The organism is Streptomyces longisporoflavus (assembly GCF_014649775.1).
GTDB lineage: Bacteria > Actinomycetota > Actinomycetes > Streptomycetales > Streptomycetaceae > Streptomyces > Streptomyces longisporoflavus.
This window is the reverse complement of record NZ_BMTR01000005.1, coordinates 22,530-40,443: the sequence shown is the minus strand read 5'-3', so window position 1 is coordinate 40,443 and position 17,914 is coordinate 22,530. Positions and strand designations below refer to the sequence as shown.

Annotated in this window: 15 protein-coding genes; 7 read left to right on the top strand and 8 right to left on the bottom strand. The window is 71.3% G+C overall.

The features are described from left to right. The first annotated feature begins 32 nt into the window (after positions 1–32). Together IE226_RS11645 and IE226_RS11640 are read left to right on the top strand one after the other, a co-directional pair. Positions 33–827: an SDR family NAD(P)-dependent oxidoreductase gene (locus IE226_RS11645; protein ID WP_190081053.1), complete on the top strand. Its 795-nt coding sequence runs from the start codon at positions 33–35 to the stop codon at positions 825–827. A gap of 104 nt (positions 828–931) precedes the next feature. Next, positions 932–1,870 carry an oxidoreductase gene (locus tag IE226_RS11640; protein WP_190081052.1) on the top strand — a complete coding sequence of 313 codons (939 nt, stop codon included), beginning with the start codon at positions 932–934 and terminating at the stop codon, positions 1,868–1,870. A 79-nt stretch (positions 1,871–1,949) separates the two neighbouring features. Here IE226_RS11640 and IE226_RS11635 read toward each other — a convergent pair whose 3' ends face one another. Further along, on the bottom strand, positions 1,950–2,486 hold the full coding sequence (locus IE226_RS11635; protein ID WP_190081051.1) for a hypothetical protein: 537 nt from the start codon (positions 2,484–2,486) through the stop codon (positions 1,950–1,952). A gap of 315 nt (positions 2,487–2,801) precedes the next feature. Between IE226_RS11635 and IE226_RS11630 the strand changes: the two genes are divergently transcribed. Further along, positions 2,802–4,673 (top strand): APC family permease, encoded by a 1,872-nt coding sequence (locus IE226_RS11630; protein ID WP_373306948.1) that lies wholly within the window; start codon positions 2,802–2,804, stop codon positions 4,671–4,673. A 40-nt stretch (positions 4,674–4,713) separates the two neighbouring features. Here IE226_RS11630 and IE226_RS11625 read toward each other — a convergent pair whose 3' ends face one another. Next, positions 4,714–5,223: a DinB family protein gene (locus tag IE226_RS11625; RefSeq protein ID WP_190081050.1), complete on the bottom strand. Its 510-nt coding sequence runs from the start codon at positions 5,221–5,223 to the stop codon at positions 4,714–4,716. Between the two features lie 121 nt (positions 5,224–5,344). Here IE226_RS11625 and IE226_RS11620 point away from each other — a divergent pair, with 121 nt between their 5' ends. After that, complete coding sequence (locus tag IE226_RS11620) at positions 5,345–6,592, top strand: helix-turn-helix domain-containing protein (RefSeq protein WP_190081049.1); 1,248 nt, start codon at positions 5,345–5,347, stop codon at positions 6,590–6,592. 122 nt (positions 6,593–6,714) lie between these two features. After that, entirely contained in the window at positions 6,715–7,077 is a 363-nt protein-coding gene (locus tag IE226_RS11615) for a hypothetical protein (protein ID WP_190081048.1), read from the top strand. A gap of 195 nt (positions 7,078–7,272) precedes the next feature. On the opposite strand, the gene ppdK is transcribed toward IE226_RS11615, so the two are convergent. The 6 genes from ppdK to IE226_RS11585 form a co-directional block, all read right to left on the bottom strand. Continuing rightward, the gene (gene ppdK, locus IE226_RS11610; protein ID WP_373306930.1) at positions 7,273–10,038 is read right to left on the bottom strand and encodes a pyruvate, phosphate dikinase; all 2,766 of its coding nucleotides are present in this window, start codon (positions 10,036–10,038) and stop codon (positions 7,273–7,275) included. Between the two features lie 505 nt (positions 10,039–10,543). Then, on the bottom strand, positions 10,544–11,863 hold the full coding sequence (locus IE226_RS11605; RefSeq protein WP_229870786.1) for an NAD(P)/FAD-dependent oxidoreductase: 1,320 nt from the start codon (positions 11,861–11,863) through the stop codon (positions 10,544–10,546). Between the two features lie 6 nt (positions 11,864–11,869). Next, positions 11,870–12,061 (bottom strand): ferredoxin, encoded by a 192-nt coding sequence (locus IE226_RS11600; protein ID WP_190081047.1) that lies wholly within the window; start codon positions 12,059–12,061, stop codon positions 11,870–11,872. 45 nt (positions 12,062–12,106) lie between these two features. Continuing rightward, positions 12,107–12,961: a fumarylacetoacetate hydrolase family protein gene (locus IE226_RS11595; RefSeq protein WP_190081046.1), complete on the bottom strand. Its 855-nt coding sequence runs from the start codon at positions 12,959–12,961 to the stop codon at positions 12,107–12,109. Next, complete coding sequence (locus tag IE226_RS11590) at positions 12,958–13,920, bottom strand: 3,4-dihydroxyphenylacetate 2,3-dioxygenase (RefSeq protein WP_190081045.1); 963 nt, start codon at positions 13,918–13,920, stop codon at positions 12,958–12,960. Before IE226_RS11590 ends, IE226_RS11595 begins: the two co-directional genes overlap by 4 nt. Then, the gene (locus IE226_RS11585; RefSeq protein WP_190081044.1) at positions 13,913–15,463 is read right to left on the bottom strand and encodes an aldehyde dehydrogenase; all 1,551 of its coding nucleotides are present in this window, start codon (positions 15,461–15,463) and stop codon (positions 13,913–13,915) included. The genes IE226_RS11590 and IE226_RS11585 overlap by 8 nt, the downstream gene beginning before the upstream one ends. A 131-nt stretch (positions 15,464–15,594) precedes the next feature. Here IE226_RS11585 and IE226_RS11580 point away from each other — a divergent pair, with 131 nt between their 5' ends. Both IE226_RS11580 and IE226_RS11575 read left to right on the top strand, forming a co-directional pair. Then, positions 15,595–17,097, top strand: coding sequence for an aldehyde dehydrogenase (locus tag IE226_RS11580; protein ID WP_190081043.1), 1,503 nt, complete (start codon positions 15,595–15,597; stop codon positions 17,095–17,097). Further along, positions 17,082–17,909 carry a gamma-glutamyl-gamma-aminobutyrate hydrolase family protein gene (locus tag IE226_RS11575; RefSeq protein WP_190081042.1) on the top strand — a complete coding sequence of 276 codons (828 nt, stop codon included), beginning with the start codon at positions 17,082–17,084 and terminating at the stop codon, positions 17,907–17,909. The genes IE226_RS11580 and IE226_RS11575 overlap by 16 nt, the downstream gene beginning before the upstream one ends. The last annotated feature ends 5 nt before the right edge of the window (positions 17,910–17,914 follow it).

The window sequence follows — 17,914 nt, the reverse complement described above, 5'->3', positions numbered from 1 at the left end:
CTGAACCGATCGTTCAAGAAAAGAGACCTGTCATGACTGCAACAAATTCAACGACCACGGCGGCGCGCACCCGTTTCGCCGGCCGCACGGCCCTCGTCACCGGCGGCGGCTCCGGCCTCGGCCGCGCCATGGCACTCGCCTTCGCCGCCGAGGGCGCGAACGTCGTGGTCGCCGGGCGGACCGAGGGCCCGCTCAAGGAGACCGTGGGCCTCGTCGAGGACGCGGGCGGCACGGCGATCGCCGTCACCGCCGACGTCTCGCGCTCCGCCGACCTCGCGGCGCTCGTCGACGCCACCGTGGAACGGTTCGGCTCCCTGGACGTGGCCGTCAACAACGCGGGCGTCCTGCGCGCGGGTCAGCCGGTCGCCGAGCTGCCCGAGGAGGAGTGGCGCACGATGCTCGACATCAACGTCACCGGCGTACTGCTCGCGCTCCAGGCCGAGGTGCGGCAGATGCGTACGCAGCCCGGCGGCGGGGCGATCGTCAACGTCGGCTCCAACCTCGGCGCCCACGTGCGCGTCCCCGGGACCACCGCGTACGGCGCCACCAAGGCCGCGGTCTCCGCGCTCACCAAGGGCGCGGCGGCCGAGTACATCCGGGACGGGATACGGATCAACGCCGTGAGCCCCGGCGCGTCGGACACGAGCATGTCGTTGCAGGGCGGCGAGAGCGAGGCCGAGCGCACGGAGCGCATGAAGACGGCGACACCGCTCGGCCGTGTCTCGTCGACCGAGGAGGTGGCCGCCGCCGTGCTCTACCTCGCGTCGGACGAAGCGGCGTCGGTGGTCGGGGCGGACCTGGTGATCGACGGGGGCGCGGCGGCCTGACGCCCGCTCCCTCCTCCGGGGCCTGACGCTCCCTCCTCCGCGGCCTGCTCAGGGCCTACTCTCGGGCAGGAACAGCGTGCGCCGCCCAAACAGAGGGAGCTGCCATGACGGGCTGGAACGCGAGCGACATACCCGACCAGAGCGGCCGTACGGCCGTGGTCACCGGCGCCAACAGCGGCATCGGCTATGTCACGGCACGCGAACTCGCCCGCCGTGGCGCGCGCGTGGTGCTCGCCTGCCGCAGCGTGGAGAGGGGGACGCGGGCGCTCGAAGAGCTGCGGTCCGATGTCCCCTCCGCCGTGGCGGAGTTCAGACGACTCGACCTCGGGGATCTGAGCTCGGTGCGGGAGTTCGCGGCGTCGTACGACCGGGACGGCCACGGTGAGGGCCTCGATCTGCTCATCAACAACGCGGGCGTGATGGCGCTGCCCTACCGGCAGACGGCGGACGGCTTCGAGACGCAGTTCGGCGTCAACCACCTGGGCCACTTCGCGCTCACCGGGCTGCTGCTGCCCCGACTGCTCCGGACGCCGGGGGCGCGGATCGTGACCGTCTCCAGCGCGGTCCACGTCCTGGCCAACATCGACATGGGCGACCTCAACAGCGCGCGCAGCTACCGCCGTTGGATCGCCTACGCCCGCTCCAAGTCGGCGAACCTCCTCTTCGTCCACGAACTGGCGCGGCGTCTTGCGGCCCGCGGCTCCGGCATCGTGGCCGCCGCGGCCCACCCCGGTTACGCGGAGACGAACCTCCAGGCCGCCGCGCCCAAGATGGAGGGCCGCAAGATCGTCGAGCGCGTGATGCGGCTCGGCAACCGCGTCGTGGCCCAGCCCGCGGCCACGGGCGCACTGCCGACGCTGTACGCGGCCACGGCACGGGGCGTCCGCCCGGACTCCTTCACCGGGCCGCGCGTGCTGGGCTGGCAGGGGGCGCCGGGCAAGTCATGGCGAGCGAGGTGGACCCTGAACGACACGGCGAGCGAACGACTCTGGTCGGCTTCGGTGGGGTTGACGGGGGTGGAGTACGGGGCGTTGCGGAGGTGAGGGCGTGAAGGGCTGACGGGGCTGACGTTCAGGCGGCTCAGCGAGTTCACGGGAAGCCGCCCGGCTCGGGCGTGCGGCCTCACCGCAGCCCGGACACCTCAAAAACCCTCTTCGCCGCATCCCCGTCAAGCCGGGCCACCAGGCTCCCGAGCACATCGGAGCCGGTCCGCAGCAGCCCGCATGTCCGCGCGTCCCGCGCTCCCGAGTCGAGCCGGTGCAACAACAACGGGTTCTCCGCGAGCACCCGGGGATCGACCTCCACCCGATTCCCGAGCGAGTCGCACAGCACGAGCCGCGCGGCGACTCCCTCGCTGTACCGCACGGCGGTCAAAAGACCCGTACACACATGCCGCCGCCGCAGTACCCCCCGCACTCCGAGCCATCCCGGCCCCGCCGTCACCCGCACCGGATGCAGGGCCAGATAGAGCAGCCCCGAAATCCCCGCCCACAGCCCGGACCGCAGCGTGTCCCACGTGCCGTTCGCCCAGTCGACGAGGTCGATCAGCACGAAGAGCGCGAGGGCGCAGAATACGGCGGCCCGTACGTCGGCCGCCCAGCGCCGGTCGCCCACGGCCCCCGCCGCGTACCGCACGTCCCCGCCCCTGTCGTCTTCCATGTGCGGCACCGTAGGACGGCATCCCCGACGCGTCACCGGCGTTGACGTCCCGGTTACTCCGCGCGGGCCTTCCTTGACGTACCGCTGACGCCGCGGCGACCCCCGCGAGCCCCGCATCCCCCGCCCGTCAAAGGGACGTGAAGATCCACCTCGTACGCGCCAAGGAGTCGGCAAGGGGGCGCGCGAGCCGTCCGGAGCCCGCCCACGCTGGGCATCGCTCGACCGAACGAACCCGCCCGGAGAGGCCCGCCCATGACCACCGACTCCACTGACTCCACCGTGTCTGCCGTGTCTGCCGTGTCCGCCGTGTCCGCTGTGTCCGCCGTTTCCGAGACCCCGGACCGCCGTCCGGTGGGCACCGCCCGCCCGCCGGACGCCGGCGCCAGGGCGAGCGCAGAGGAGCGGCACCGGCTGACCGCCGTGCAGGGGCTCGCCGCGCTCTCGCTGGACGCGATGGCCTCGGTGGCTTACGGGCCCGAGGCCATCGTCCTGGTCCTGGCGGCGGCGGGCGGGTACGGCCTCGGCTTCACGCTGCCGGTGACCCTTGGCATCGCCTCGCTGCTCGCCGTTCTCGTCGCCTCCTACCGTCAGGTCATCGCCGCCTTCCCCGACGGCGGCGGCAGTTACGCCGCGGCCAAGGCCCGTCTGGGCCGCCGGGCGGGCCTGGTCGCCGCGGCGTCGCTGGTACTCGACTACGTCCTGAACGTCGCCGTCGCCGTCACCGCGGGCGTCGCGGCACTCACCTCCGCCTTCCCGGAGCTGTACGGCGACCGGGTGTGGATATGCCTGGCCGTCCTCGTCGTCGTCACGGCGGTCAACCTGCGCGGCATCGTCGACTCGGCGCGCGTCTTCATCGCCCCGACCGCCGTGTTCGTGGGCGCGATCCTCACCATGATCGTGGTCGGCCTGTTCCGCGGAGGGCCGGTCAGCACGGCGGCTGCCGAGGGCCACGCCTCGGTCCTCGCGGACAACGCCACGGCCGTCGGCGCGCTGCTCCTCCTGAAAGCGTTCGCGTCGGGCTGCTCGGCACTCACCGGCGTCGAGGCCATCGCCAACGCCGTGCCGTCCTTCCGCGCCCCGCGCGTCAGGCGCGCCCAGCACGCGGAGGTCGCGCTCGGCGCGCTGCTCGGCGTGATGCTGATAGGCCTGTCCGTGCTGATCTCCCGCTTCGGGCTCCAGCCGGTCGAGGGCGTGACGGTCCTCGCGCAGCTCGCGGACGCCTCACTCGGTCACAACTGGGCTTTCTACGTGGTTCAGTTCGCCACGATGATCCTGCTCGCCCTCTCGGCCAACACGTCCTTCGGCGGTCTGCCGGTCCTGATGAGCCTGCTCGCCCGCGACAACTACCTCCCGCACGTCTTCGCCCTCAAGGCCGACCGTCAGGTCCACCGGCACGGCGTCCTCGCGCTCGCCGTCGTATCGGCCGGGCTGCTCGTCTTCTCGGGCGGCGACACCAACACCCTCGTGCCGCTCTTCGCCATCGGTGTCTTCGTCGGCTTCACGCTCTGCCAGACCGGGATGGTCCTGCACTGGCGTGCCGCGGGCAGGCCCGCGAAGGCGCTGCTCAACGGCTTCGGCGCCGTACTGACCGGCGTCTCGGCGGTGGTCGTGACGGCCACCAAGTTCACCGAGGGCGCCTGGCTGATCGTCCTCGCGCTGCCCGCGATCGTGCTCTGCTTCGAGGCCGTGCACCGCGCCTACCGCAGGATCGGCGAGGACCTGGACCTCGGTCGCGTCCCGGAGGCCCCGCACCGCGACCACTCCCTGGTCATCGTCCCCGTCTCGAACCTGTCCCGCCTGACCTGCGAGGCCCTGAACGCCGCGGTGTCGCTGGGCGACGAGGTGCGCGCGGTCACGGTCACCCAACCCGGCGACGAGGACCGGCGCGCCACGGAGGCACTGCGGCGCGACTGGGAGTTGTGGAACCCGGGGGTCGACCTGGTGGAACTGTCCTCGCTGACGCGCGCGGTGGGGCGGCCGGTGTCGGCGTACGTACAGAAGATCTACACGTACCACCCCGCCACGCGCGTCACCGTCCTGATTCCGGAGGTGGAGCCGGCCCACGTCTGGCAGCGACTCCTGCAGAACCAGCGCGGCTCGGTCCTCGCACATGCCGTCCGCAGGGACACGGACGCGGTGATCTGCCGCCTTCGTTTCCGCGTCACGGCGGGCAGGAACCGCTGCTAGCGCCGCCGCGCGCGGATCGCTCGATGCTTACGCCACGCCCTCAGGCCCCGACCGCCCCGTCCACACCCTCCCGCAGGAAGTCCGCGTGCCCGTTATGACGGCCGTACTCCAGGAGCACGTGCACCATCACCATCCGCAGCGACACGTCCTCGCCCCACCGCGGCTGGTACCCGCTCCGGTCGAGCGACTCGGCCGCACGCTCGACGCGGCGCGAGTTCTCCACCTCGGCCTCCCAGGCGGTGAACGCCTCGCTCCTGGTCGAGTCGCTCGCGTCGTAGGCCGCCTGGAAATCGATCTCGTCGGACCAGACCAGGGGCACGTCATGGTCCTCGAACACCCGCCGGAACCAGGCACGCTCCACCTCCGCCATGTGCCGCACGAGACCGAGCAGCGAGAGCGTGGACGGCGGCATGGACTGCTGCCGCAACTCCTCGTCGGTGAGCCCTTCGCACTTCATGGCGAGCGTGGCGCGGTGGTAGTCGAGAAAGGCCCGCAGCGTTTCACGTTCACTGCCGAAGCGGGGCGGGTCTATGCGGGTGTCGCCGGTCACTTGCCGTCTCCTGGTCCGTGCCTGCTGGGGCCGCCAGTATCGCGACCCGAAGTAGCTCCTGGAGGCCGCAGGTCAGCACGGCCGGGGTCGGCCTACCGTGACAGCGGCGTACCGTGACGGCGTGGCAAACGACGACCTGGGGCGAACTCTCCGCCGCCTGCGCCGCCTGGCCTCCCTGACGCAGGAGGAGTTGGCCGAGCGGTCCGGCGTATCGGTGGACGTGATCCGGCAGCTCGAGCAACGGCGGAAACACTCGGCGCGCTTGCCCACGCTTCATGCCCTGGCGAACGGTCTCGGCGTGGAGCTGACGACACTCCTCGGGGATCCGCCGGCCGTCTCCTCGACGGGAGAGAACGACGGGCCGCGCTTCGTGGCGGTCCGGCGCGCCGTCATGCCTGCCCTCTGGGGGCCGGAACCGGAGCCGCCGGGGCCCGATTTCTCCCTGCCCGGCCTGCGCGATCAGATCGCGGACGGCTGGACGCAGTACCACGCGGCCGAGTTCGACACGGTGATGAAGGCGCTGCCCGACATGATCTCGGACGCGCACGCGGCCACGGTCTCGGCCGACGACGACCGGAGAGCCGGTTTCGCAGCGCTGGCCAAGGCCCTCCAACTTGCCGGGCACGTCGCCGTACGCATGGGGAAGACGGACCTCGCGCTCATCGGCCTGGAGCGCGCCATAGACGCTGCGGGGCGATCGTCCGACCCCCTGCTACGCCCCATGATCGTCAACTCCGTTGCGTGGACCTACCAGCGGCAAGGGCGACTCGGCGACGCCCTGAGCATCGCCCTGCACGCCGCCGGCGACACCAAGGACGGCGGGCACACGGCCACGGCAGACGGTCTGAAGGTCTGGGGCGCGCTGACCATGTCGGCCGCCACATCGGCCGCGCGCAGCAACGACTACGAGCGAGCTGCCGCGTTGATGGCGCACGCCGAGAAGGAGGCCGCCCGTGTGGCGCACCTGCCTCAGGGCAGCGACAGCCGCATGGTCAGCGTGTTCAGCCCGTCATCGGTACGCATCGAACGCGTCCGCCTGGCTGTCCAGTACGGCCGTCCCGAGGACGCCTTGACCCTGGCGAAGGGCATGCGACTGGCCAAGGACGTCCCCCCGTCCTGGCGGACGTGGCTGCTGTTGGACGTGGCCCGGGCCCATACGGATCTGGGGGACGCGACGGGAGCGGTGAGGGCACTTGAGTCGCTTCGCCGTGTGGCGCCGACGTGGATGCAGCACCACACATTGGCGGTAGCCATCGTGCGCGATCTATGGGCGCTCCCCAAGCACCCGGCGGGCCTGCGGCCGTTGGCGGAGTTCCTCGGGATCGAGAACGGGACCGGGGTCGGCATCGGGACCGGCATCGGCGAATAGCGTCACGAAACTAGGACGCCACGTCCCTGTCACCGTGTGTAGCGAACCGATTCCATGAGTCGTACGACGCCTCGGCGACCGCGTGGACGGCCCGGGGCACGGCCGACCGGAATGGAGTCGACATGGGCGAGAGCACGGGCCCAGGACCTGGCCCGGGAAGCAGACCGGGCACCCTTCACACCCGGCTGCTGATCGAAGTGCCCGACCCCGCGGCGTTGTCCGTGGCGCAGACGTGCGGCCGGGCCTGTGTCTGGTGTGCCGTCGTCCTCACCACAGAGAACGCCGTCGAGCTCGGCCCCCGCTGCGAGCGAAGGTTCGACACCGACTTCGTCTGGTTCCCCCGCGGCTGCCGACTCTGCACGGAGCCGCATGCGTGCCGGGTGGTCCTCGACCACGTCCAGAGCTGCGAGCAGTGCGCAGACGAGACGGGCCACTGCACGGAAGGCAAGGCGCTGCGGCAGACGCTCAAGGGGGTTCGGCGATGAGGAGATGAGGGGATGAGGGGAGGGTGCGGCCCGTGCCGCTGCTCATGCGCGGGCCGCGAGGGCTTGCTCATGCCGAAGGGGCAGCTCCCCCGCACAGGGAGCTGCCCCTTCCTGGTGGACCGGAGCCGGCGCCGTATCGGTGAGGGTCGGGGACACGGCGTCGGCTCCGGAGTTTTACCGGTGGCCCGGGAAGGGCTACCGGTGGTCGCTGCCCGCCGACTCCGACGCGGCGCGCCCCGCCTCAAGGCGGGCCACCGGGATGCGGAACGGGGAGCAGGAGACGTAGTCCAGGCCCACCTCGTGGAAGAAGTGGACGGACTCCGGGTCGCCGCCGTGCTCGCCGCAGACGCCGAGCTTCAGGTCGGGGCGGGTGGCCCGGCCGGCGGCCACGGCGTCCCGTACCAGCTTGCCCACGCCGTCCTTGTCGATGGTCTCGAACGGGGAGACCCCGAAGATGCCCTTCTCCAGGTACGCCGTGAAGAAGCTCGCCTCCACGTCGTCGCGCGAGAAGCCCCATACGGTCTGCGTGAGGTCGTTCGTGCCGAAGGAGAAGAACTCGGCGGCCTCCGCGATCTGGTCCGCCGTGAGCGCGGCCCGCGGCAGCTCGATCATGGTGCCGAGCGAGAGCTTCAGCTCCACGCCGGTCGTCTCCTCGACCTCCGCGATGACCAGCTCGGCCTCCTCGCGGACGATCTCCAGCTCCTGGACCGTGCCGACGAGCGGAATCATGATCTCCGCACGCGGGTCGCCCTTGGCGCTCTTGCGCTCGGCCGCGGCCTCGGCGATGGCGCGTACCTGCATGGTGAACAGGCCGGGGATGACGAGGCCGAGGCGTACGCCGCGCAGGCCCAGCATCGGGTTCTGCTCGTGCAGGCGGTGCACGGCCTGGAGCAGGCGCAGGTCGTTCTCGTTGCTGTCCTTGCGGGATTCCGCGAGGGCCACACGGACCGAGAGCTCCGTGATGTCCGGCAGGAACTCGTGCAGGGGCGGGTCGAGGAGGCGGACGGTGACCGGAAGGCCGTCCATCGCCTCGAAGAGCTCCACGAAGTCGCGCTTCTGGAGCGGCAGAAGCTCCTCCAGGGCCTTCTCGCGCTCCTCGTCCGCGTCGGCGAGGATCAGCCGCTCGACCATCTCGCGGCGCTCGCCGAGGAACATGTGCTCGGTGCGGCACAGGCCGATGCCCTGGGCACCGAAGCGGCGGGCGCGGAGGGCGTCTTCCGCGTTGTCGGCGTTGGCACGGACCCGCAGGCGGCGCACCCGGTCCGCGTACGCCATGATCCGGTGCACGGCGCCGACCAGCTCGTCGGCGTCGTCGGCACCCGCGTGCATCCGGCCCTCGAAGTACTCGACGACCGGCGAGGGCACCACGGGCACCTCGCCCAGGTAGACCTTGCCCGTCGAGCCGTCGATGGAGACGACGTCGCCCTCCTCGACGACCACACCGCCGGCCGCGGTCAGGCGCCGCCGCTTGGTGTCGACCTCGATCTCCTCGGCGCCGCAGACGCACGTCTTGCCCATGCCGCGGGCGACGACGGCGGCGTGCGAGGTCTTGCCGCCGCGCGAGGTGAGGATGCCCTCGGCCGCGATCATGCCGTCGAGGTCGTCGGGGTTGGTCTCACGGCGGATCAGGATGACCTTCTCGCCCGAACGCGACCACTTGATGGCGGTGTACGAGTCGAAGACCGCCTTGCCGACCGCGGCACCGGGTGACGCGGCGATACCCCGGCCGAGCTGCTCGACCTTCGCGGTCTCGTCGAAGCGCGGGAACATCAGCTGGGCGAGCTGGGCGCCGTTGACGCGCTGCAGCGCCTCGGCCTCGTCGATCAGGCCCTGGTCGACGAGCTGCGTCGCGATGCGGAAGGCGGCACCGGCGGTGCGCTTGCCGACGCGGGTCTGGAGCATCCACAGCTGGCCGCGCTCGATGGTGAACTCGATGTCGCACAGGTCCTTGTAGTGCGTTTCGAGGGTCTCCATGATCTGCATGAGCTGGTCGTACGACTTCTTGTCGATCTGCTCCAGATCGGCGAGCGGGACCGTGTTGCGGATGCCCGCCACGACGTCCTCGCCCTGCGCGTTCTGCAGGTAGTCGCCGTACACGCCCTGGTGGCCGCTGGCCGGGTCGCGGGTGAACGCGACGCCCGTACCGGAGTCGGGGCCGAGGTTGCCGAAGACCATGGAGCAGATGTTGACGGCGGTGCCGAGGTCGCCGGGGATGCGCTCCTGGCGGCGGTAGAGCTTGGCGCGGTCGGTGTTCCACGACTCGAAGACCGAGCGGATCGCGAGGTCCATCTGCTCGCGCGGGTCCTGCGGGAAGTCGCGCCCGGCCTCGGTCTTTACGATCTTCTTGAACTTCGTGACCAGCTTCTTCAGGTCCGCGGCCTCCAGGTCGGTGTCGACCGTGACCTTCTTGGCGGCCTTGGCGGCCTCCAGGGCGTCCTCGAAGAGCTCGCCGTCGACGTCCAGGACGGTCTTGCCGAACATCTGGATGAGGCGGCGGTAGGAGTCCCACGCGAAGCGGTCGTCGCCGGACTGCTTGGCCAGGCCCGACACCGACTTGTCGGAGAGACCGATGTTCAGGACGGTGTCCATCATGCCGGGCATCGAGAACTTGGCGCCCGAGCGGACCGAGACGAGCAGCGGGTCATCGGACTGACCGAGCTTCTTGCCCATCTTCTGCTCGAGGGCATCGAGGTGCGCGCTCACCTCGTCGCGCAGCTCGACCGGCTCCTCGCCGCTTGCGAGGTAGGTCTTGCAGGCCTCTGTGGTGATCGTGAAGCCCGGAGGGACGGGCAGCCCGAGGTTGGTCATCTCGGCGAGGTTCGCGCCCTTGCCGCCGAGAAGGTCCTTGAGGTTCCTGTTGCCCTCGGTGAAGTCGTAAACGAACTTCACGGCCGCTTGGCTCGCATCGCTCGCGTCGCTCGCGTCGTTCTGCGCTACGTGGGGATCTTTGTTTTCCGACACGGGTCTCGACTCCTCGAGGACTCGGTGGCTGCCCTGACGGCGAGGAACATACCCAGATCGAAGGCACCTGGGTACGTCCACTTGCGCGTCATACGGCCGTAACCACCCGTCCGCCAGTAGATCGAAAGTGACTGAGCAGTAGCTGAGCCAGCGAGTATTTGTTCAACTCTTGAAGGGTCCACCCCCGTAGAACCTGCAATTCGCTCAGATGAGCGTCAAATTCTCAGATGTGAGTTCACCTCATGAATGATCGAGCAGTGGCACTGAGTGCCACCCCTTGGAGAAGTGCAGCCGCCCAAGATCCGCTCATCTGAGCGCAACCCCTATCAGGGGTGGCGAGAATCACGCCGTTTGAAGCGGCCGGATGTCAGCATCCGGACGCGATCCGAGACGCCCGCGAGGCCACGACCTCCACTTGAGCGGTGGAGCGGGGCACGGGCCGCGAGCAGAGCCGATCGCGTGCCGAGGACGGGTGACGGTGTTCCGGCCAGATCTGCGGCGGTCATCAGAGCACCGGTGATTTGCGGACCTCGTCGGGCAGCGCCATGAGCTCCCCCCGATAGCCGCCCGCCAGGGCCGCCGCCCTGGTCCCGCCCAGCGCGACCACCCCCACCAGCCGGTCACCCCGGTAGTAGCCGTACACCACGTCCCCGCCACCGCCGCCGTCCCCCGCATCGGGCTCCCCCGCGAGGAGCCGGACCTCGTCGCCCGCCCCCGGCAGCCCGAACGACTGCACCCGCACATCGAACTGGTCGCTCCAGAAGGACGGCAGCGGCGCGAACGGCGCCAGACCGTGCTCCCCGCCTCCGTCACCGCCACCGGCTCCGCCACCGTCTCGGCCCCCGCCTCCGCCGCCGCTCCCGAGCCCCGCCACCAGCACCCGCGCCGCGTGCCGCGCGCAGTCCGACGGCATCGACCAGTGCTCGACCCGCCGCGCGAGCGCCCCGTAGCGCGGGTTCGGGAAACGCGCCACGTCCCCCACGGCCACCGCGTACGGAAGTCCCCCGATCCGCAGATGAGCGTCACAGAGGATGCCGTCCGTCAGATCGAGGCCCCCGACCCCCGGGCCCGCCCCCGCCCCCTGCCCCGGGACTGCCCCCGCCCCCAGCCACTCCACGTTCGGCAGCGAACCGATCGCCTCGATCACGACATCGGCCGCGCACTCGCTGCCGTCGTCGAGCACCGCGCCCCCGGCAGTCAGCCCCGCGACGAGCCGCCCCATCCGGAACCGCACCCCGCGCGCCTCGTGCCGCCGGCGCAGCACCCTGCCGGGCTCCTCGCCCACCGCGAGCATCATCGGCTCGGCCTCCGGCGCGACGACCGTCACCTCGCAGCCCGCCTTGCGAGCCGTGGCCGCCACCTCGCAGCCGATGAACCCGGCGCCGACCACAAGGACCCGTACGCCCTCCGCCAGTTCGGTACGCAGCGCCGCCGAGTCCTCCAGCGTCCGTACGACATGCCGTGGCGGGCCCCCGCTCAACGGAAGCCTGCGTGGCCGCACCCCTGTAGCGGCCACCAGGCCCTCGTACCCGTGGACCGAACCGTCGGCCAGGGTGAGCGTGCGCGCGGCCAGGTCGGCGGACGCGACCGCCGTGCCGAGCCGCCATTCCACGTCGTCGACGCTGGGGCGCCGGCGCAGCGTCGTGACGGCGGCGGGGGCCTCGCCCGCGAGGACCTCCTTGGAGAGCGGCGGCCGGTTGTACGGGAGGTGCGGCTCGTCCCCGTACACCGTGATCGCCCCTCTCCACCCCGCCGCACGGAGCTGTTCGGCCGCCCGCAGGCCCCCGAGCGACGCGCCCACGACGGCTATCCCCGCCGGTGCCACGGCGGGTCAGCCCTCTATCCGGATGGCCTGGAGCGGGCAGACGTCGGCGGCGTCCTCGACGTCGGCGCGCAGGCTTTCGTCGGGCGTCCCGACGTAGGCGAGACGGCCGTCATCGTCGAGCTCGAAGACGTCCGGCGCGGCGAAGACGCACTGTCCGTGGTCCTGGCAGACGTCCAGGTCAACGGTCACCTTGAGCATGTGAACTCCTTCAGCAGTGGGGGGCAGCGGCAAGCAGTGGGGGTTTCAGCGGCGCGGAGGCCGCCGGCCGCGAAACTCCCAGTCGCCTCCGAAGGCCGTCGACACGACCTCCTCGGACTCCGTGGGCTGCGCGCCGACGTCGGTGCGGATGGCGGTGGGGCCGGTGACGATGCGGTTGGCGAGCCGGCCGAGGCCCTCGGCCTCGACCTCGACCACGTCTCCGGGCCGGACGGGACGGGAGCCCGCCGGGGTGCCGGACAGGAGCACGTCGTCCGGCTCGAGGGTGATCGTGCGGGCGATGTCGGCGACGAGGTAGTGCATGTCCCACTGCATCTCGTCGGTCGAGCCGTCCTGCACGAGCTCGCCGTTGACGTAGGTCCGCAGGTACTTGGAGCGGAAGTCCCACCCGGTGACGAGGCCGGGGCCCAGCGGGCAGAGCGTGTCGGAGCCCTTCACCCTGAGCATCGAACCGGCGTCGGTGTCGCGGAAGTCGTGCAGGCCGTAGTCGTTGGCGACGGTGTAGCCCGCGATGTACGCGCCCACGTCGGCGGGGGCGACGTTGCGGCAGGTCCGGCCGATGACGATGCCGATCTCGCCCTCGTAGTTGAGGTACTTGCAGCCCTCGGGCCGGACGACCGCGCCGCCGTGCGCGTTCAGCGCCGACACGGGCTTGTGGAAGTAGGTGGGCGCGGGCGGCAGGCTGACGCCGAACTCCTCGACGCGGCTGCGGTGGTTGAGGTGGACGGCGATCACCTTGGAGGGGCGTACGGGAGGGAGGTGGTGTGCCTCCGACGCCTTCACGCGGCGGCCGTCGGCCGCGACCAGCTCGTCCCCCTCCCGTACGACCCTGGCTGCCGCGCCTTCGAGGAGGATGCGGCGGTATTCGACGGTTTTGGTCATACGGAAAAGACCTCGCTCTCGGCGTGCCGGGCGCGCGGGGCGTGCGGGGCTTGCTGAGCTCGGTGGGCCGGGGTGCCGGTCCAGCCGTCGGCGGGGCGGTCGAACCAGAGGTGCATCTGGCCGGTGCCGACCGAGTTCTCGTACTCGCTGAAGGGGCGCCCGGGCGCGGAGCACTGCTCTTCTCCGAGAGCACCGATCATCATCAGGTAGTGGCCGAAGCGCGCCTCGGGCTTGTGGGCGAGGAACTCGGGCATGGTGCGCAGGACCGTGGCGTGGTCACCGCGCTCCAGCCACTCGATGCGCCGCTCGTCGGCGGCCCGCGCCTCCGGTGTGCGGATGTGGGTCGGCTCGCTCGACTCGTGGGCGCGCAGCTGCCGCAGCGGCCAGAAGGTGTGCGAGAGGGCGCCGGACGCGATGAGCAGGACCTTGCGGCCGGGCAGCGCGGCGATGCCGTCGGCGAGGGCGCGGCCGAGCCGCAGGTGGTCCTCGGTGTCGCCGGTCTGGCAGACGCCGATCGAGAGCCATCTCTTGTCCGGGAGGCCTTCGCCGAGGTACTTCCAGAGATTGATCGTGGCGTAGTGGACCGGCAGGAACGGATCGTCGACCGGGGTGATCCAGGTTTCGTGCCGGTCGGCGAACTCCGCTATGGACGCGGCGAGTTCGGGGTCACCCGGATAGTCGTACGGCATCCTGCACATGCCGCGCGGCAGCTCCTCCGAGGTGAAGAGACCGGCGCGGCGGGCGTGCGCGGAGACGACGAACTCGACCGTGGTGGCCCAGTGCGAGTCGAGGACGACGACGGTGTCGTGGTCGAGGGTCTCGAAGACCTCTTCGCGCAGCCGCCGCAGTCCGGGAACGAGGCTGATCTCGCGGCCTCCGTTGAGCTCCTTGCGGGTCGCCTCGGGCAGCACGATGGTGGGCACATGGGCGAGAAGCCCCGCCCCGACGATCTCACCCATGGCGGGCCCACCCCTTCGGAGCAGTGACGGTGTTCTTGAGGTCGCAGTAGAAGTCGAAGGACCAGTCGCCGCCCTCGCGCCCGATGCCCGAATCGCGGGAGCCGCCGAAGGGCGCGGAGAGATCGCGTACGAAGAAGCAGTTGACCCAGACCGTCCCGGCGACGAACCGCGCGCTGACCCGGCCGGCGCGCTCGCGGTCGCCGGTGGCGAGGGTGGCGGCGAGGCCGAAGCGGGTGCCGTTGGCGAGGCGCACGGCCTCGTCCTCGTCGCCGTCGGGGAAGGTCTGGAGGGTGAGGACGGGCCCGAAGACCTCTTCCTGCACGATCTCGGAGTGCTGCGCGACGTCGGTGAGGAGGGTGGGGAGGTAATAGTTCCCGCCGAGGGCGGTGTTGCGGCCGCCGCCGGTGACCGCCTTCGCGCCCGCGTCCAGGGCGCGCCGCACGAATCCGTCGACGCGCTCGACGTGCCGGGGGTGGATGTTGGGCCCGATGTCGGTGGTCTCGTCGCGCGGATCTCCCTGGGTCAACTTCGTGACCCGGTCAAGAAAGTGACCGAGGAACGCATCCCGTACGGACTCCTCGACCAGGATGCGGGTGGCGGCCAGGCAGATCTGCCCCGCGTTGTCGAACTGCTCGACGGCGAGGTCGGCCGCGAGCTCCAGATCAGCGTCGGCGAAGACGAGCAGCGGGGACTTGCCTCCCAGCTCGAAGCTGCACGGCACGAGGTGCGCGGCCGAAGCCGCTGCGATCCGCCGCGCGGTGGGCACGGACCCGGTGAAGCTGATCCGGCGCACGTCGGGGTCGGCGACAAGGGGCTCGCCCACCTCCGCGCCGTACCCCTGCACCACATTGAGGACCCCGGCCGGCAGCCCCGCCTCGTGCGCGATGTCCGCGAAGAGCGAGGCGGTCAGCGGGGTCCACTCGGCGGGCTTGAGGACGACGGTGTTCCCGGCGGCGAGCGCGGGCGCGATCTTCCAACTGGCGAGCATCAGCGGCGCGTTCCACGGCGTGATGAGCACGGCCGGGCCCGCCGGGTCCCAGCTCACGTGGTTGGTGTGGCCCCTGGTCTCGAAGTCGTCGTGGGCGAGGGCGAGGAGGCGGTCGGCGAAGTAGCGGAGGTTGTGGGCGACTCGGGGCATGACGCCGCGGCGATGGGAACGCAGGAGCGCGCCGTTGTCGGCGGTCTCGACGGCGGCGAGGTCCTCGGCACGGGCCTCGACTCCGTCGGCGACGGCGTGCAGGAGCCGGGCGCGCTCGGCGGGCGGGGTGGCGGCCCAGGCGGGAAAGGCATCGCGGGCGGCGACCACGGCCGCCCGCGCCTCCGCGACACCCCCGCGGGCGATCTCGGCGAGCGGGGCGCCGTCGATGGGCGAGTGGTCGGTGAAGGTGGCCGGGGCAGTGGCGGAAGCGGAGGCGAGGCGCTCTCCGCCGATCCAGTGCCGGGTGTCGACGGGGACGCCGGCGACGGTCGCCGTGTGCGAGGGAGGCGGGGAGTGCGGGGAACCCGACGGATTCACGGGCGGTACGGGAGCGGGGGGAGCCATGACTTCCTCCAGTTCCAGTTCGTTTGAACCCAAACAACATTAGGAGCGGCCACGCGACGGGGTCAACCCCTCGATGGAGGAGCCCTATTCAGCTATCGTTTGAACTCAAACGAGATATCCGGGAGGCCTCCATGCCGGACGACGCCCTGGCCGTCAGCCACCAGGACTGGACGCACCGGGCCGAAGCGCTCACGTTCCCCACCCGGCACCGCATCGCGGGCGCCGACGCGGACGGTTCCGGAAGCACGTTCCCGGTCATCTCCCCGCGCGACGGGCGCACGCTCGCACTGGTCGCGGACGCGGGCGAGAAGGAGGTGGACCAGGCGGTCTCCGCCGCCCGCCGCGCCTTCGACACGGGCCCTTGGCCGCGCCTCTCCCCCGAGGACCGGGGCCGGGTCCTGCTGCGGATCGCCGCTCTCGTCGAAGAGCACCGCTCTGAACTGGCCCTCACGATCACCCTGGAGAACGGCAAACCCATCACGGAGTCGTACGACATCGAACTGGGCGCCCTCGCGTACACGTTCCGCTGGTACGGCCAGCTCGCCGACAAGCTGACCGACACCGCCCCGCACTCCGAGCCCGGCGCGCTCGCGCTCGTCACACGCGAACCGTCCGGCGTCGTCGGCGCGGTGGTCCCGTGGAACTTCCCGCTGACCCTGGCGGCCCGGAAGATTGCCCCCGCGCTCGCGGTCGGCTGCACGGTGGTCCTGAAACCCTCCGAACTCACGCCTCTGTCCGCCCTGTTGCTCGGCCGGATAGCCGACGAGGCGGGCCTGCCGCCCGGCGTCCTGAACGTCGTCGCGGGCGACGGCCCGACCACGGGCCGCGCGCTCGGCAGCCATCCGGACGTGGACGTACTGGCCTTCACCGGCTCCACTGCGGTGGGCCGCCGCTTCCTCCACTACGCGGCCGACTCCAACCTCAAGCGCGTATGGCTGGAGCTCGGCGGCAAGTCCCCCAACATCATCCTGCCCGACGCCCCCGACCTCGCGACTGCCTCGGCCACCGCCGCCTGGGGCATCTTCTTCAACCAGGGCGAGATGTGCACGGCGCCCTCGCGGCTCCTCGTCCACGAGTCGGTGGCGGAGGAAGTGACGGCGGCGGTCGTCGAACGGGCCGGGACCCTGCGGGTGGGCGATCCCCTCGACCCCGCCACCGAGATGGGCGCGCTCGCGGGAGCGGCCAGGGCCGACTCCGTCCGGGAGCACGTACGGCGGGGCGCGGAGAGCGGCGCGCGGCTGCGGGCCGGTGGCGTACGGCGTGAAGTCCTGCCCGGCGGCAGCTACTTCGCACCGACGGTCTTCGACCAGGTCACCCCGGACATGCCGCTCGCCCGCGAGGAGATCTTCGGTCCGGTCCTTTCCGTCCTCACGTTCGGCTCGCTCGACGAGGCGGTCGCGCTCGCCAACGACACGGAGTACGGGCTCGCGGCCGGCCTGTGGACCTCGGACCTGTCGACCGCGCACACGGTGGCGCGCCGCCTGCGGGCCGGTTCGGTGTGGGTCAACTGCTATGAGCGGGGCGACATGGCGGTGCCGTTCGGCGGCTACAAGCAGTCGGGGAACGGGCGGGACAAGTCGGTGCACGCCGTGGAGAAGTACACCGAGCTGAAGACCACATGGATCCAGCTTTGAGGCCACGCCCGCTGATCGCCCTGCCGCAGCGCTACGCGGCGTCGACTTCCGCTCTCCGGTACGAGGCCGTGGTGACGGCACGGGCGTTGGCGGAGGCGGTGTTCCGTGCGGGCGGCGAGCCGTTCATGATGCTGCCGGGCCCGCCGGACGAAGCGGCGGCACGGCTCGCCCGCTGCGACGGGCTGCTGCTGCCGGGGGGCGGCGACTTGGCGCCTTGGCGGTACGTGGAGGGCGGGGCCGGTTCCGGGGAGCGGGTCCGGGTGCACGGGTCCGTGTACGACGTGGATGACGCCCAGGACGCGTTCGACCTCGCCCTCGCGCGGTGCGCGCTGGCCTGCGGGCTGCCTTTGCTGGCGGTGTGCCGGGGGTTGCAGGTGGTGAATGTCGCGCTTGGGGGGACGCTTCGGCAGGACATGGGTGGGGTGGGGGCAGGCTCGGGGCTGGGGCTGGGGCTGGGGGCGGGGGCGGGGGCGCACCGGCACCGGGTGCATTCCGTGCGGGTCGCGTCGGGCTCTGCGGTGGCGCGTGCGATGGGCGGGGTGGAGTCGGTGCCCGTGTCGTGCTTTCACCACCAGTGCGTGGAGGTGGTGGGGCGAGGGCTTGTGCCTAGTGCGTGGGCGGCGGACGGGACGGTGGAGGCGCTTGAACTTCCCGGTGGGGAGGGGTGGTTCGCGGCGATCCAGTGGCACCCCGAAGACACCGCCGCGTCGGACGCGGCCCAGCAGGGGTTGTTCGGGGCGTTGATTCGAGCGGCGTCTTCTTCCCCAACCCCGCCCCTTCCCGAAAACCCGCTCGGCGCAGGGGCCTTGTAGGTACC